This window comes from Planctomycetaceae bacterium (assembly GCA_039680605.1).
Classification (GTDB): domain Bacteria; phylum Planctomycetota; class Phycisphaerae; order SM23-33; family SM23-33; genus JAJFUU01.
In genome coordinates this window covers 26477-41676 of record JBDKTA010000065.1, presented here as the reverse complement: position 1 = coordinate 41676, position 15200 = coordinate 26477, and the positions used below count along the sequence as shown (strand labels likewise).

Annotated in this window: 12 protein-coding genes; 9 read left to right on the top strand and 3 right to left on the bottom strand. The window is 65.1% G+C overall.

The window, feature by feature from the left end:
- Positions 1 to 108: 108 nt before the first annotated feature.
- Positions 109 to 1029 carry a hypothetical protein gene (locus ABFD92_19255; protein ID MEN6506677.1) on the top strand — a complete coding sequence of 307 codons (921 nt, stop codon included), beginning with the start codon at positions 109 to 111 and terminating at the stop codon, positions 1027 to 1029.
- Here the strand turns inward: ABFD92_19255 and ABFD92_19250 are convergent.
- Both ABFD92_19250 and dxr read right to left on the bottom strand, forming a co-directional pair.
- Positions 1022 to 3148 carry a site-2 protease family protein gene (locus ABFD92_19250; GenBank protein ID MEN6506676.1) on the bottom strand — a complete coding sequence of 709 codons (2127 nt, stop codon included), beginning with the start codon at positions 3146 to 3148 and terminating at the stop codon, positions 1022 to 1024. The two genes, ABFD92_19255 and ABFD92_19250, sit on opposite strands and share 8 nt — an antisense overlap.
- 69 nt (positions 3149 to 3217) lie before the next feature.
- On the bottom strand, positions 3218 to 4372 hold the full coding sequence (dxr, locus tag ABFD92_19245) for a 1-deoxy-D-xylulose-5-phosphate reductoisomerase (GenBank protein ID MEN6506675.1): 1155 nt from the start codon (positions 4370 to 4372) through the stop codon (positions 3218 to 3220).
- A 203-nt stretch (positions 4373 to 4575) separates the two neighbouring features.
- Here dxr and ABFD92_19240 point away from each other — a divergent pair, with 203 nt between their 5' ends.
- The 6 genes from ABFD92_19240 to ABFD92_19215 all read left to right on the top strand — a co-directional run bounded on the left by ABFD92_19240 (position 4576) and on the right by ABFD92_19215 (position 9720).
- The gene (locus ABFD92_19240) at positions 4576 to 5109 is read left to right on the top strand and encodes an NUDIX hydrolase (protein ID MEN6506674.1); all 534 of its coding nucleotides are present in this window, start codon (positions 4576 to 4578) and stop codon (positions 5107 to 5109) included.
- Complete coding sequence (locus ABFD92_19235; GenBank protein MEN6506673.1) at positions 5106 to 5948, top strand: rhomboid family intramembrane serine protease; 843 nt, start codon at positions 5106 to 5108, stop codon at positions 5946 to 5948. The genes ABFD92_19240 and ABFD92_19235 overlap by 4 nt, the downstream gene beginning before the upstream one ends.
- A gap of 297 nt (positions 5949 to 6245) precedes the next feature.
- The gene (locus tag ABFD92_19230) at positions 6246 to 7754 is read left to right on the top strand and encodes an endo-1,4-beta-xylanase (GenBank protein MEN6506672.1); all 1509 of its coding nucleotides are present in this window, start codon (positions 6246 to 6248) and stop codon (positions 7752 to 7754) included.
- Positions 7741 to 8163, top strand: coding sequence for a helix-hairpin-helix domain-containing protein (locus tag ABFD92_19225; GenBank protein MEN6506671.1), 423 nt, complete (start codon positions 7741 to 7743; stop codon positions 8161 to 8163). Before ABFD92_19230 ends, ABFD92_19225 begins: the two co-directional genes overlap by 14 nt.
- 164 nt (positions 8164 to 8327) lie before the next feature.
- Positions 8328 to 8942 carry an NAD(P)H:quinone oxidoreductase gene (gene wrbA / locus ABFD92_19220; protein MEN6506670.1) on the top strand — a complete coding sequence of 205 codons (615 nt, stop codon included), beginning with the start codon at positions 8328 to 8330 and terminating at the stop codon, positions 8940 to 8942.
- 55 nt (positions 8943 to 8997) lie between these two features.
- A complete protein-coding gene (locus ABFD92_19215; protein ID MEN6506669.1) occupies positions 8998 to 9720 on the top strand; it encodes a CPBP family glutamic-type intramembrane protease in 723 nt (240 codons plus the stop codon).
- Positions 9721 to 9899: 179 nt separating this feature from the next.
- On the opposite strand, the gene ABFD92_19210 is transcribed toward ABFD92_19215, so the two are convergent.
- Positions 9900 to 10697 (bottom strand): polysaccharide deacetylase family protein, encoded by a 798-nt coding sequence (locus ABFD92_19210; protein MEN6506668.1) that lies wholly within the window; start codon positions 10695 to 10697, stop codon positions 9900 to 9902.
- Positions 10698 to 10813: 116 nt separating this feature from the next.
- Between ABFD92_19210 and ABFD92_19205 the strand changes: the two genes are divergently transcribed.
- Both ABFD92_19205 and ABFD92_19200 read left to right on the top strand, forming a co-directional pair.
- Complete coding sequence (locus tag ABFD92_19205; protein MEN6506667.1) at positions 10814 to 11548, top strand: DNA alkylation repair protein; 735 nt, start codon at positions 10814 to 10816, stop codon at positions 11546 to 11548.
- 119 nt (positions 11549 to 11667) lie between these two features.
- A complete protein-coding gene (locus ABFD92_19200) occupies positions 11668 to 15081 on the top strand; it encodes a PQQ-binding-like beta-propeller repeat protein (GenBank protein ID MEN6506666.1) in 3414 nt (1137 codons plus the stop codon).
- Positions 15082 to 15200 lie beyond the last annotated feature (119 nt).

The following is a 15200-nucleotide window of genomic DNA, read 5'->3' as shown; positions in this document are numbered from 1 at the left end:
TCCGGTCTTTCATCCATCCATCCATCCATCCATCCATCCATCCATTCTTCCTCCCGCCGTCGCTACTGTTCGTTGACTTGCCTGCGATGTGCAACTAGCATGTTTTGCATGAATCGCATGACGATCGCATGCACGTTGGCGCTGGCGGTCTGTTGCGGCTGTCAGCCGCAAGGGGACGATTCGCAGATCGGCGTGCCGCCCCGCGCGGTTGTCAAGAATCCGCCGACGACCACCCAGCCGGTCCTGGTTGCCCGGATCGGGCAGACGGTTCATCCGGTGGTGGAGGTCGTTCCCGGCGCCGCGCCGGACCCGCGCACGCACGTGTTGATCCTGCGTCTGCAGGTGATTTCGATCGAGGCCCCGATCGGCACCGTCAGCGGGTCGGAAGAGATCTGGAGCTATGTTGACGAAGAGCCTCTGGGCCCGGCGCGGGCAGCCGCCCTGGGGCGCAACGGTCTGCGCGTGGGCCTGGGTCGCCGCGACACGTGGCCGGACTTGGCGCGCATCCTCAAGGCCCTCACCGCCAAGGGCTACACCGACCGGCTCATGCACTGCCTTCCGGGCAAGAGCGTCGAGGTGCCGCTCAAGGACGACGATTCGCCGGCGACGATCTTCGTCTCGCGCCCTGACCGCACCCTCAGCGGCTGCGACTACCCCGCCGGGCAATATCTCATGAGCCTGCTGGGGACGATCAACGAGGACGAACCCTGGAACGTGCTGGTGACGGCCACCCCGCAGATCCGCGACGCGCAGACCCGCCAGCGTCTGTTCACTCGCGACGGGCGCGTCATGTCCGAGTTGCGCCAGGACATGTACGACTTCGACAGCCTGCGGTTCCAGTTGTCGGTGCGCGCCAACGACTTCCTGATCGTGGGTCCCAACGCCCAGTCGGCCAGCAGCTCCAGCCCCGGCCATCACTTCCTGGTGCGCGAGAAGGACGGCGCGAAGTTCGAGACCGTGCTGGTCATCATTCCGCAGGTTCTGGCCACGCCCAAGCCCAGCGAGCCGGCGTCGCCGGGGCCTACTTGACCATCCGCAGCAGATCGTTGAAGGTGATGGCCAGGAATGCGCCGAGGATCAGGAACAATCCAACCATCTGAATGGCGTTGACGACCCGCGCCGGCAGGGGCTTGCCCCGGACCTTCTCGACAATCAGCAGCACGGCGTGGCCCCCGTCGACGACGGGGATCGGCAGGAAGTTCATCACCGCCAGGAAGCACGAGATCATGGCCATGAAGTACACGAACTGCACCACGCTCTCGCGCCCGACCTGGATAGCCAGCCCGCCGATGCCCAGCGGCCCGGTCATCCCCGACAGCGGGAACTTGCGCTGGAACAGCGCCAGCAGGCTCATGTAGGCTTCGCGGATGAAGTCGGCCGATTCGCCGACGCCCCAGGCGATGGCTTCGAGGGGGCCTTTGCGCACCTCGAACGTCAGCGGGCGCTGGGCCGCGCCGGGACCCAGCAGGTTCACGTCGAGGTCCTGCGGTTGATACATCGCCGCATCGAGAACGCCCAGCGCCACGGGAATGTCCTTGCCGCCGTCGCGGAACGTCAGCGTGACCTCTTTGCCGGACAAGGCGTTGAGCGCCTGGCGCACGTCGAACCAGGTCCGCACCGGAGTCTCGTTGACGCTTACCAGCGCCGCGCCTTTGTGGACGCGTCCCTTGGCGTTCTTAGCCACCGGTGAGTTCTCGCGCAGGCCCGCCACAATGGTCGACGAGATGTCGGACGCGCGACCGAACCCCAGAATCGCCTGGTCCTTCTGCATCTTGGGAGCGGCTGTCAGGTCGAGAGTCTTGCCTTCACGTTCGACGGTCAGGGCGATGCTCTGGCCGGCGGAATCCTTGAGGGCCTTCTGGAGCTCTTCGTAGGTGGGCGTGGAGATGTCGCCGATTTGGACGATCTTGTCTCCGGGCAGCATCCCGGCGCGGGAGGCGGGGGAGTCTTCGGAGATCCAGCCCACTTCCGCCCGCGGCGTCATGCCCAGGATGTCCAGCGGCGAACCCGTTGACGCCAGGTCCCTATCGAGCAGTTCTCTCCGCGACCCGTCGCTCAAGGTCACGACATATTTGAGCACTGTCGAACCGTCGGGCGCCTCCTCGCTGTCCATCCACAGCGGCCAGGCGCGCACGACCGTGCCGTCCTTTTTGAAAAAGACGTTGGACCCCGTCTGCAGGCGCGGCTGCACCGTCAGCGTCTGCTCCTTCAACGCCTTGCCGTCGGACTCGACCTTGCGCATCACCGTCACGGTGACGCCCTTGCCGTCGAGCTTCTGGCTGAGCGGATCCAGTTCCCATCCGTGGCGGATCGGCTGATCGTTGACGGCCGTCAGCACATCTTTGTTCTCAAAGGGCACGTCCAGCAGGGTATAAGGGGGGACGGCCAGCGTTCGCCCCGGCGCCGCGGCGATGCCGAACATGCGCATCGTCGATCCGGCGGTTCTTCCCTGGGTGGTGGCCATCTGCATGGCGCCCCGCCAGGTGCGTCCCTGGAACTGGCGTTCGATGACGAAGGTGAAGACTTCGCCCTTGTCGGCGAAGGCGCCTTTGAGCACGAGCTGGCGATAGGTGGTGATTTCTTTTCCGTTGACGCTCACGATCCGGTCGCCGGCTTCCAGGCCGACCGTGTCGGGGCGATCGGCCGTGGGCGGCAGATCCTGCGGCGTCGTCCAGACGATCTTTTCGGTATCGGCGGGCATTCCCGGTATGGCGCGGCCGGCGACGGGCGCCTGCATTTCGATGCCGACCATGCAGACCGTCACGAACAATGCCGCGGCGAAGATGACGTTCATCACCACCCCCGCGGCGATCACGATCATCCGCGCTCCGACGGATTTATTGGGATACGCCCTCGGGTCCTCGTAGTGGTCCTGGACCTCCTTGGCGTCTTCCTGCCCGAGCATCTTGACGTAGCCGCCCAGGGGAACCAGGTTCACGCAGAAGTCCGTCTCGCCCCATTTGCCGCCGAACAGCCGCGGACCAAATCCCAGGGCGAACCGCTCGACCTTGATGCCCACCGCTTTGGCGGCGATGAAGTGTCCCAGTTCGTGGAAGAAGACTACCGCCGCCAACCCCATCACCATCAGGGCGACCGGCCAAAGCCATTCCGACCACATATACGCCATACTCGCTGCTAATATCGGCATGCAATCCTCTTTGGGTGGCACAGCCTTTGGAGGCTGTGGAGCACAGGCTGGAAAGCCTGTGCCACCAAGTTAGCCCTCGATAGCCGCGGCTACGCACTGGCGGGCCCAGGCGTCAGCCTCGATCAATGCGTCCAGCGTCACGTCGCGCCCGCCGCGGGGGGCGCGGTTGAGTATTTCTTCGACCAGCGGGACGATGCGGCCGAACCGAATCTTGCCCGCCAGAAACGCCGCCACGGCCGCCTCGTTGGCGCTGTTGAGCACGGCGCCGGCCGTTCCGCCGCGGCGGATGGCTTCGAACCCCAGGTCCACCGCGCGGGCGAATCGCCCCTCCACGCGGCGGAAGGTCAACGTTCCCACAGCCGCCAGGTCCAGCGGCGCCCCGCGGCGCACCTGGCGGTGGGGGTGGCTCAGCGCGTAGGCGATGGGCCCGGTCATGTCCGGCCGGCCCATCTGGGCGATCACCGACCCGTCGCAGTATTCCACTAATGAATGTACGATTGACTGCTCGTGCAGGACGACCGCAATCTCGTCGGCCCCGAGGTCGAAGAACCAGTGTGCCTCGACGATCTCCAGGGCTTTGTTGATCAGCGTGGCAGAGTCTATGGTAATCTTAGGCCCCATCTGCCAGGTGGGGTGGTTCAAAGCGTCTTTTACGGTGGCGAACTCGGCCGTGTCGGCGGGCCAGTCGCGCAGCGCCCCGCCGGAGGCGGTAATGATCACCCGGCGCACTTCCGAACGCTTGCCGGCCGAGAGGCACTGCAAAATCGCCGAGTGCTCGCTGTCGACGGGCAGGACGGCTACGCCCGCTGCCCGGGCCGCGGGCATGACGACCGCCCCGGCCATCACCAGCGTTTCCTTGTTGGCGATGGCCAGGTCCGCCCCGCATTCGATCCCCGCCAGCGTCGGCGCCAGACCGGCTGCTCCGACGACGGCCGTCAGAAGAATGTCCGGGCGGCTTCGGCGGACGAGTTCGGTCATTGCATCCGGACCGTTGAGCACCTCGACGCCCGCCCCGAGGCGCGACCGCAGGTCCGCGTGATTCTTTCCGTCCGCCAGGGCAATGGTCTGCGGACGGAACTTCTGGGCCTGCTCAGCCAGCAGTTCCCAATTGCCCCCCGCCGCCAGCGCGCAGGCACAAAGCCCGGGCGTGGAGTCGATCACCTCCAGCGCCTGGCGCCCGATGCTTCCGGTGGAACCGAGGATGGCTACGCGTTTAGTTTTCATGGCATGAATCAGCTATCTTAGCTGCCAAGGAAATATTGGCAATCACGTAATCGGTAATCAGTAACCGGTAATCAGTAACCAGTAACCAGTAACCAGTAACCAGTAACCAGTACAGTAACCAGTAACCCGATTACTGATTACCCGATTACTGATTACTGTTTACGGATTACTGCTTACTGCCTCCCGGTTGTTATAATCCCCTCATGCCAACACACAAGTTCGAAAGCCAGAAGCTCGTTTACCAGGGTCGCGTCGCGACGGCGTACAAGGTGACGTTGCGCATGGACGACGGCAGCCTTGTCGAGCGCGACTTTGTACACTACGGCGGTGCGGCGGTGATTCTGCCGGTGCTCGACGACGGCTCGATCGCCCTGATCCGCAACGAGCGGTTCGCCGTCGGCGAGGACCTGCTGGAGCTGCCTGCCGGCATGCTCGAAGACAGCGAGAACCCCGACCTCTGCGCCGCCCGCGAGCTGACGGAAGAAACCGGGTACGTCGCCGGGCGCATCGAGAAGCTCGGGCAGTTCTTCACCGGTCCGGGCACCACCGACGAGGTCATGCACGCCTACCTGGCGACGAACCTGTCGGCCGGCCCGCAGAACCTCGAACAGTACGAGCGGATCACGGTGGAAGTGTATTCCGACTCGGCCGTGCGCCGAATGGTTCGCGACGGGACGCTGCACGACGGCAAGTCGATTGCGGCCTTGGCGCTATACTGGCTTAAACGGGAGTCATGATGGGGTTGTCCAACCGCCCATACTGGCGCGGCGGCGGCGGGGGCCCGATGTCGCTGGCGTTTCCGCGTCCGTCGCGAATGGTTCTGATCCTGTTGATCGCCAACGGGGCGATGTTCGTCCTGCAGGTTGTCCTGAAGAAGAGCTATCCCCACGTTCAAGATGCACTGGTCCTGTCGGCCAAGCAGGCGTGGCAGGTGTGGCGGTTCCTCTCGTTCCAGTTCCTGCACACTGACGAGTGGCACCTGGCATTTAACATGCTGGGGCTGTACTTCGTGGGGATGATGCTTGAGAGCGCCTGGGGCCCGCGGCGGTTCCTGGCGTTTTACCTGATCTGCGGCGCCGCCGGCGGGCTGTTCCACGTGGCGGTCTCGTCGGCCCCCGTGATCGGGGCCTCGGCAGGGGTCCTGGCGATCGTGGTGGCCTGCGCGCTTCTGTTTCCGCACGTGCGGCTGCTGTTGATCATCATTCCGGTGCCCATCCGGGTGGTGGCGGCTGTTTTCGTGGCGTGGTCGGCGTTCCAGGTGCTTTCCGGTCTGGCGGGGCGCGGCTCGACCGGCAGGGTCGCCGACGCGGCGCACCTGGGCGGGGCGCTGGCGGGGGCGGCGTGGGTGTACGCCGTGCCGGCCCTGGAGCGGGCGTGGCAATCGCTGCGCCGGGGCGGGGGCAGCTCGTGGAAGCGCAAGATGCAAAATCGCGCCGACGACCGCCAGGAGATCGACCGCATCCTGGCCAAGGTGCATCAGCAGGGGCTCAACAGCCTCACTTCGCGCGAAAAAAAGACCCTCGCCCAGGCCTCGCAGCGCCAACGCGAGCAGGACAGGGACGTCTATAAGGCGTAGGGGGTCGGTTGCATCCGTTCCGGGGTCACTGAAGTGACCCGGCCGCGATTTGCACGTCTGGGCAAACATATCGTTCCAAAACGCACTGCCTGCCAGTACATTACTTAGTAAGTCACGGGAAGGGGTGGCATGGCCAGACGCATGTGGAGTGCGGCGGCCAGAGCCGCCGCTTTGGATGTTGTTGGGTAGCTGTTGCCCCAGAAACAGGGAAAGCGGCGGCTGCTGCCGCCGCACTCCATAGTTCTGTGGCTGTGATTGTCAAATATGCTTCGCTTCGACGTATATCGTGATGGTAAGTTGGCCAGTCAGATCGACCTGACAGGGGCGTACATCTTTGGCCAGGACAATATTCCCGTCCGCGCCGACCTGGCGGCCAGCAACGGGCAGATCTCCTGCATGAAGCACGCCCCCGGGGCCTGCGGGTTGGCGCTGCTGTGGCACGCCGGATCGTCGGGCACGTTCATGCTGCCGACCACGCGCCTGCCCGAGCGGGGCGAGCCGTACAACCTCAACGTCGAGATCGCCCGCGGGCAGATCATGCGCCTGGCCCAGAAACGCGAAGACTGGGGACTCTTCGACTACGTCGGCGCCGAGAGCCTCAACAAGGAATTCGACGAGGTCCGCCGCAAGTTCGCCCGGTCGCTTAAACCGGCCGACCCCGCCGAGGCCGCCGCCCTGGCCGACCAGGCCCTCGAACAGACTGTCACGCTGGGCGAAAAGGCCGCCCTGTTCCACGCCGACATCTTCCTGACGCGCCGGCGGGCGCCGGCGGCCGCCAAGGCCACTTTCGGCTGTGAGATCGACCTGGCCCAGACCGCCGACAACTACCGCACCCGTGTTCGCGAGATGTGCGACTTCGTCAGCATCCCGCTGCCCTGGAAGCAGATCGAGCCCAAGGAGCGGCAGTACGATTACACCGCGGCAGACAACTGGATCAAGTGGGGCGTGCAGCACAAGAAGCCCATCCACTCGGGGCCTCTGCTGAGCTTCGACCCGGCGACGGTGCCGGAGTGGCTGTACATCTGGGAGAACGACTTCGACTCGCTGCGCGAGCTGGTGTTCGAGCACGCCAGCCGCATCGTGCAGCGCTACAGCAAGCAGGTGCAGGTGTGGAACGTGGTCTCGGGCATTCACGCCCACAACGCCTTCAACCTGAATTTCGAGCAGCTCATGGAGCTGACGCGGATGACCTGCCTGCTGGTCAAGAAGATGGCCCCGCGCAGCCAGGTGATGATCGAGCTGGTCCTGCCTTGGGGCGAGTACTACGCCCGAAACCAGCGCACCATCCCGCCGATGCTCTACGCCGACATGGCCGTCCAGAGCGGCGTCAAGTTTGACTCCTTCGGTCTGCAGATGTTCATGGGCGTGGCGATGGACGGGTTCTGTGTGCGCGACTTCATGCAGATCAGCGCCCTGCTCGACGAGTTCATCAGCCTCAGCAAGCCCGTTCACGTGACGGCTTGCGGCGTGCCCTCGGACATCACCGCCGACCCCGCCGACGCGTGGGAGGGCAAGGAGTCGATCGTGCGGGCCGGGCAGTGGCATGCCCCGTGGTCGCAGCGCCTCCAGGCCGAGTGGCTGCAGGCGTTCTTCCGCGTGAGCCTGTCCAAGCCCTTCGTCGAGAGCCTCTGCTGGCGCGACCTGTCGGACACCACCCCGCACTACATCCCCCACGGCGGGCTCTGCCACGATCCGGCCGAACCCAAACTCGCTTGCCGCGAACTGCGCAACTTCCGCAACAACTTCCTGGCCGGTCAGCGCGGTCCGGCCCCTGCCGCACCGGCCCCCAGCGATGAACACCCCTGACCATCGCCGGCGATTCGATCTGCTCTGGACAGCCCGGGAAACGTCCACCATCCTGATCCTGTGCGTGCTGGCGGCCGCGGCCATGATCGTGTCTTCCGCTTTGAGCCAGTTCGATTGGATCCAGTCCCTGCCGCCACCAAACGAACAAGCCCAGGCTCGCATCCGCGAGAAGATCGACCCCAATACGGCATCGGTGGGCTCCCTTCGCCGCCTGCACGGGATCGGCCCGGCGTACGCCCAGGCCATCGTGGACTACCGCAGCGGCGGCAAGACGTTCCGCACCCGCGCGGACCTGGAACACGTCCGCGGCCTGGGCCCAACCCGCGTGGCGAGAATCATTTCTGAACTGGCCTTGCCCGGGGAACCGGCAGCCGGCAGTCAGGAACCGCCGACTGACGAAAGCGATTGACGCCCCGAGCGCTGCTTGCTGATGGTGCTGTGGCGGGAGGGCGAAGCCCGACAGCCACGACGGACTCTGCTGCGATGCGGGGATCGTGGCTGTCCGGCCCTTCGGGCCTCCCCGCCACGGCACCCGAACCGCGGGGCCTATAATCCCACAAAGGAGTTCTACGCATGAAAATCCAGATCATCTTCTACAGCATGTATGGGCACATCTACAAAATGGCTGAGGCGGTGGCCTCCGGAGCACGCGAGGTCGACGGGGCGGAGGTTTCCCTGTTTCAAGTGCCCGAACTGGTGCCCGAGGAGGCGCTGGAGAAATCCGGCGCCAAGCAGGCGCGCGAGGCCTTCTCGCACATTCCCATCGCCGAGGTCGACCGCCTTCCCGAGGCCGACGCGCTGATCTTCGGCACGCCCACGCGCTTTGGCAACATGTGCGCCCAGATGCGCAACTTTCTCGACCGCACCACGCGGCTGTGGCTGAACGGGTCGCTGGTGGGCAAGATCGGCAGCGTTTTCGCCTCGACCGCCACCCAGCACGGTGGGCAGGAGACGACCATCACCAGCTTCCACACCACGCTGCTGCACCTGGGCATGATCATCGTCGGCGTGCCTTACGGTGAGACGCACCTGCTCAACATGAAAGAAATCACCGGCGGAACGCCCTACGGCGCCACCACGCTGGCCGACGTCGACGGCTCGCGCCAACCCAGCGAGAACGAACTGACCATCGCGAAATATCAAGGGCGCCACGTCGCCCAGATTGCAGGGAAACTGGCCGGGAAATAGGCAAAGCTTCTGATCCCCATTGGCAACGCGCGGCGCGTCGGCGATAATGCCGCCAATGACTGCCTCTGACAAGAACATCCGCCCGGATGAACTGGGATACTTCGCACAGTCCCGCCAGGCCTGGAATATCCTCATGTTCATCACGCTGCCGCTGCTGGGCTTCCACATGGTCGCCGCGTGGCACCCCAGCGGACTGGTCGTGCCTTACTACTTCAATTTCGTATTTCAGCACCTGGGCGCCTCGGCGGTGCATCTGTCGAGCCTGCTGATCGTCTCGACGCTGCTGGTGGCCCACTGGCGCACCCGGGCGCCGTGGCGCCTGGAACCGGCCGTCCTGATCGGGATGGCCGTCGAGTCCATCCTCTGGACGCTGCCGCTGGTGGCGCTGTCGTTCCTGCTGGGGTTCATGGCGGCCCAGACGTCCCAGGCTGCCACATCCGCGGCCACCGCGCTGCACCTGGTGACCCAGGCCGTCGGTGCGGGAATCTACGAAGAGTTCTTCTTCCGCCTGGTGCTGATCAGCGTGGCGCTGGCGATCTTCGTGGACCTCTTCGAGATGCCCCAGCGCCCGGTGCTGATGGTGGCGGTGACGGTCTCGGCGATCGTTTTCGCCCTGTGTCACTGGGGCGGCCTGGCGACGCCGGAAGGGTTTGCCTGGCAGAGGTTCTTCTTCCTGCTGCTGGCCGGGCTGCTCTGGGGCACGATCTACGTCCACCGCGGCCTGGGAATCGCCATCGGCTCGCATATCGTCTGGGACCTGTACGCGATGGCGTTCTAGCCGCAAAAGCGACTCACCGCAGAGATCGCAGAGGACGCAGAGAAAGCTGAAGAGAAGGAACAATGGAATAATGGAATAATGGAACGTCGGCTTGGTGCAGGATTCCATTATTCCATCATTCCCCTTCCTTGTCCGTCTTCTCTGCGTCCTCCGCGAACTCTGCGGTGAGACATCCCCCGCTAGAGCGCGGCAGTCAGATACGCCTCGAACGCCCCGTAATCGTGAATCAACTCCTGCAGTTCCATTGCCGGCAGCATGTGCGGCGGCGTCTGCTCTGTGATGTATCTCGCGGCCGCCGGCGGGCCGCCGTCTGCTTCGTCCGCCCCGGGCGCGCCGACGAGGTCGGCGTAGCGGATCGCCTTGCCGTCGGCTTCGTACATCGCCCCGATAATCCACAGCCGCCCGAAGCGGTATCGCCTTTGCACCAGGCGGTAGGCCTGGCTCGACCAGCTCGTGCCGGTAAAGGCGAAGTCGCGCGGCACGACACCCAGGCGCCGCCGCAGCAGATCGTCGTTGGTCTGCAGTTCGACGGCTATCGCCTCGCCGCTGGGATCTTTCATCGCCAGCGCCGAAAGGTTCGGGTGCGTGTGCGTGTGGGCGCCGATGTGCCAGCCGCCGGCGACCAACTCGCCGATCTCGTCCCAGGTCATGTAAGACCGCTCGTCGTGCGCTGGTATCGGCCCGGCGTGCATCTGCTCCAGCGGCTCAGTGTGGACGAACAGGTTGCCGCGATATCCCGCCGCTGCCATGACGGGCATGATCTGGTGGCGGATCGAAACGGCTGCGTGGTCGAAGTCGAACATGATCGGCCGCCCGGGCAGGGCAGCGCCCTCGAACCGCCAGGCGGCCAGGTCGTCGTACGAGATCGACTCGAAGCCCAGCCTTCGCGCGATGGCGAAGTAACGCTCGAACCGTTCGGCGTCGAGGGGCCTCGGGCCGCCGCCGCAGCCGTGGCACATGGTGATTGGGATACGCATGGCACAATCTTATATCAGTAATCAGTAATCAGTAATCGGTAATCGGTAATCGGTAATCACTGCTCAACTGTGCAATTACTGGTTACCGGTTACTGATTACTGGTTACTATGCCGGTATGACGGCAAAAGACCTTCAATCACGTTTGCGGGCCCTGGGCGATCCGGCCGATGCGCTATTCCTCCAGCGGTTCTTCAAGACCGGTCCGGGGCAGTACGGAGAGGGCGACGTCTTCATCGGTCTGCGCGTGCCCGTCATTCGGGCCGTTGCCAAAGACTTCGCGGCCATGGCGCTTTCGCAGGTCGAGAAGCTGCTGCACTCGAAGATTCACGAGGAGCGCCTGGCGGCCTTGATCATCCTGGTCGCCCAGGCGGCGCGGGGCGACGACCAAAAGAAGAAGACGATCTACGCCCTGTACCTGGCCAACACCAAGTTCGTGAACAACTGGGACCTGGTGGACGTTTCGGCCCCGCAGGTGGTGGGGGAGTACCTGGCCGACAAGAGCCGCCGCCCGCTCTGTCGCCTGGCCCGCTCGAAGTGGCTGTGGGAGCGGCGCATCAGCATTTTGGCGACGCTGCACTTCATCCGCCTCGGCCAGTTCGACGACACGCTGGCCATCACAGAAATCCTGCTGGGCGACGCGCACGACCTGATGCACAAAGCCGTCGGATGGATGCTGCGGGAAGTCGGCAAGCGAGACACGGCCGTGCTGGAGCAGTTCCTCACCCGCCACGCCGCCGTCATGCCCCGCACGATGCTGCGGTACGCCATCGAACGCCTGTCGCAGGATAGACGCAAGATGTTCATGGCCGCCAAAAACTCACCACAGAGGCACAGAGCCCTCAGAGGATAAGACAACAACCAAAGCGGCAACCCCGCCGCGCTGCGTAGTGCTTGCCGCTTTTGTTTTACACTCTGTGAACTCTGTGCCTCTGTGGTAAGTTTCTTGTATTAGCATCAGGAGGTCCACGCATGGATTGGCCGACGTATCAGCACGACAACCGCCGCAGCGGCAAGACGCACGCGACCCTCAACGCCGGTTCGCTGGCTCAGGCCTGGACGTGGCAGTCGCCCCAGCCGCCCCAACCCGCCTGGAGCGGACCGGCCAAGTACGACGCCTACCGCATCGTAAAGCCCCTGCGCTCGATGCGAAATTACGATCCGGCTTTTCACATGATCGTGGCCGGCGGGTCGCTGTTTTTCGGATCGAGCGTGGACGATTCCGTCCACTGCCTCGACGCGATCAGCGGGCAGGAGAAATGGCTCTTCACCACCGATGCGCCGGTGCGCATCGCCCCGACGTTTGTTGACGGCAAGATCTACTTCGGCAGCGACGACGGTTTTGCATACTGCCTGGCGGCCGACGACGGCTCGCTGGTCTGGAAGTTCCGCCCCTCGCCGGATGGGCGGCGGTTCCTCAACAACGGGCGGCTGATCGGGCACTGGCCGGTGCGCACGGGTGTGCTGGTGGAAGACGGCACGGCGTATTTCGCCGCCGGCATGCTCCCGTGGGAAGACTCGTATCTCTGCGCCGTCGACGCCCACAGCGGCAAGCCCCAAGGACGCGGGCGATACGTCGCCCTGCACCAGGGGGCCCCGCAGAGCGGACGCGTCGAGCAAACCGCCGGGCTGACGATGGAAGGAGCCATGCTGATCTCGGCCGACCGGTTGTACATTCCCCAAGGCCGCATCCCGCCGCTGATGTTCTCGCGTAAAGACGGGCGGCTGCTGGGCTCGCTCACCAACGGCGGGGGATGCTTCGTGCTGCTGACCGAAGATGACCAGGTCCTGCACGGCCCGGGCAACAACGCCGGATGGATCACCCTCAGCGCCGGCGATTCGGGGCAGAAGCTGGCGGCCTTCGATGATGGAACCGCCGCCGTGGTGCATGACGGCACGGTCTTCGTGCTCACGCGCAGCACGCTGGCGGCCGTCGATCGCGCCAGCGGCGCCGAGCGATGGAAGCAACCGTGCGACTACCCGTATTCGCTCGTGCTGGCCGGGACCACGCTCTTTGCCGGCGGGGCCGACGCCCTGGCGGCCTTCGACGCCGACACCGGTCTGCAACTCTGGCAGTCGGCCGTGACGGGCAAAGTACACGGCCTGGCGCTGGCCGCGGGAATGCTCTACGCCACCACCGACGCCGGGGCGATCTACTGCTTCGCGCCTCAGGGGCAGGCCGCCGCCAATGCGTGGAAACCGGCACCCCCCGCGTACGTCGAGGGCGGCCCGGTCGAGGAAATCACCCCGCCCGAGGCCATGCCCCTGGCGCCGTACCTGCAATTCACCAGCCGCACCGCGGCCACAGTCCGCTGGCAAACCCCCGACCCGGTCCCGACGAAGTTTCAATATGCCCACGGCCAGGACCAGCGCGCGATCGAAGACCCTCAGCCGAAGGTCCAGCACGAGGTGCATCTGACGGATCTGCGCCGGGACGCCATCTACGACTGCACGGCCTGGGCCGGCGATCAGGCGGTGACTTTCGAGTGCGACACGTACTTCAACTATGAGCCCTGTAGCGTGGGCGTCTTGCCTGTGCAGGGACAAAAGCAAGAGCATGGGCGAGACGCCCATGCCACCCCGGAGCATGGGCGAGACGCCCATGCCACCCCGGAGCATGGGCGAGACGCCCATGCCACACGACAGGCCGCCGAAGGCATTCTCAAGACCGCCGGCGTCGACCGGGGCATCTGCCTGATGCTCGGCTGCGGCGACGGGCAATTGGCATACGAACTGGCACGCCAGAGCCGCCTGCGCGTGATCGCTGTCGATACCGACGCCGCGGCGGTTGCCTCTGCCCGCCGCATGTTCCAGGCCGCCGGCGTGTACGGCGCATGCGTGGCTGTCCATCACGTCCGGAGCTACGACGCCATCCCCTTCGTCGGCAGCTTCGCCAACATCATCGTCGCGTCGCAACCGCTGAGCGATCCTGCCGCCGCCGAGGCCATGCGCCTCCTGTGCCCCGGCAGCGGCGTGTTGATTCGCGGCGGCGACACAGGGTGCCATGGCGGCCGTTCCCCAGCCGCCATCTCCCCGACCGTCACCACGCTCCCGCCGATCGCCACCGCCGGCGTCTGGACTCACCAGTACGGTCTGGCCGACAACACCTCCTACGGCGGCGAGGCGCTGGCCGGCGCAGGGTCCACGCTCGACCTGGCCGTGCAGTGGGTCGGTGAACCGGGCCCGCGGTATCAGCCCGACCGCAACGGCCGCAAACCCGCCCCCCTGGCGATCAACGGCAGGCTGTTTGGCCAGGGGCGCCGGCGCATCGTGGCGCTGGACTCGTTCAACGGCACGGTGCTCTGGTCGCTCGAAATGCCCGCGTTCTGCCGCTTCAACATGCCCCGCGACTGCGGCAACTGGTGCGCCGACCAATCTCATCTCTACGCGGCCGTCAAAGGGCAGTGCTGGAAGATCGACCAGCGAGACGGCAGCGTGGCCAAGATGTTTGAGGTAGTTTCAGGGTCCGGGGACATGGCGGCGGGAAAACGACCGCCATGGCACACAGGCGCGGCGTGGGACTGGGGCTATGTCGCCGATGGCGGCGCCAATATCATCGGCAGCGCGGTCAAGGCCGGATCGGCGTTCGTGGCGTTTGTCGGCCATGCGAACTGGTATGACGCCAAGGACGGTCCGGCGACGTTCAAGGTCTGCAGTGAAAATCTCTTCGCGATGAACAAGAGCACCGGCGGCCTGGCGTGGAAGTACGCCGGCGGCGTGGTGATCAACTCGACGATCTGCATCGCCGACGGGCGGGTGTATTTCGTCGAGTGCCGACACCCGGCTGTGCTGGCCAGCGCCGATCGCCGCGTCGGCATGGACGAGCTGTGGCAGCAGCAGTATCTCGTGGCGCTTGACGCCGCCGATGGACGCCTGCTGTGGGAGCAGCCGCTCAAGACCGCCCCGGGCGTGGTGGTGTTCTACATGGCCGCGGCGGAGGGGCGGCTGGTCATTAACGCCTCCGACGTGCGGTACAACGTGTATGCGTTCAGCGCTGCCGACGGCTCGGCGCTGTGGCAGACGAGCTTCGAGTGGATGAGCGACAACCACGGCGGGCACATGTCGCATCCGGCGATCGTCGACGGCAAGGTGTTCGTGCGTCCGCGCGTGCTCGACCTGGCCACCGGAGCGCTGCTGGAGGTCCGCATGCCCGGCGGCGGATGCGGCACGTACATTATGACCGACCGCACGGCGATCTTCCGCTCCAGCCACGTGACGGTGTGGGACTTCAACAACGACCAGGCAAGCTTCTGGTACCGCCTGCGCCCCGGGTGCTGGATCAGCACCGTCGCCGCCTGCGGGATGGTGCTCTCGCCCGAGGCCGGCGGCGGATGCAGTTGCGGCTCGTGGCTGGAAACGTCGATCGCCTTCGCGCCCAGCGTCTAGCCTGCGTATTTCACCGCGGAGATCGCAGAGACCGCAAAGGTAGAATGCTTCAAAGAAGTTCGAGAGATCGCTTCTTGGACAGTCTTTCGATTGAGCCCACCGCGACTGCGATTATTTAA

Coding starts and splice junctions, on each gene's coding strand:
- ABFD92_19235 (MEN6506673.1), top strand. CDS start 5,106: ATGATGGGGTTGTCCAACCGCCCATACTGGCGCGGCGGCGGCGGGGGC.
- dxr (MEN6506675.1), bottom strand. CDS start 4,372: ATGAAAACTAAACGCGTAGCCATCCTCGGTTCCACCGGAAGCATCGGG.
- ABFD92_19255 (MEN6506677.1), top strand. CDS start 109: ATGAATCGCATGACGATCGCATGCACGTTGGCGCTGGCGGTCTGTTGC.
- ABFD92_19225 (MEN6506671.1), top strand. CDS start 7,741: ATGAACACCCCTGACCATCGCCGGCGATTCGATCTGCTCTGGACAGCC.
- ABFD92_19240 (MEN6506674.1), top strand. CDS start 4,576: ATGCCAACACACAAGTTCGAAAGCCAGAAGCTCGTTTACCAGGGTCGC.
- ABFD92_19205 (MEN6506667.1), top strand. CDS start 10,814: ATGACGGCAAAAGACCTTCAATCACGTTTGCGGGCCCTGGGCGATCCG.
- ABFD92_19215 (MEN6506669.1), top strand. CDS start 8,998: ATGACTGCCTCTGACAAGAACATCCGCCCGGATGAACTGGGATACTTC.
- ABFD92_19210 (MEN6506668.1), bottom strand. CDS start 10,697: ATGCGTATCCCAATCACCATGTGCCACGGCTGCGGCGGCGGCCCGAGG.
- wrbA (MEN6506670.1), top strand. CDS start 8,328: ATGAAAATCCAGATCATCTTCTACAGCATGTATGGGCACATCTACAAA.
- ABFD92_19200 (MEN6506666.1), top strand. CDS start 11,668: ATGGATTGGCCGACGTATCAGCACGACAACCGCCGCAGCGGCAAGACG.
- ABFD92_19250 (MEN6506676.1), bottom strand. CDS start 3,148: ATGCCGATATTAGCAGCGAGTATGGCGTATATGTGGTCGGAATGGCTT.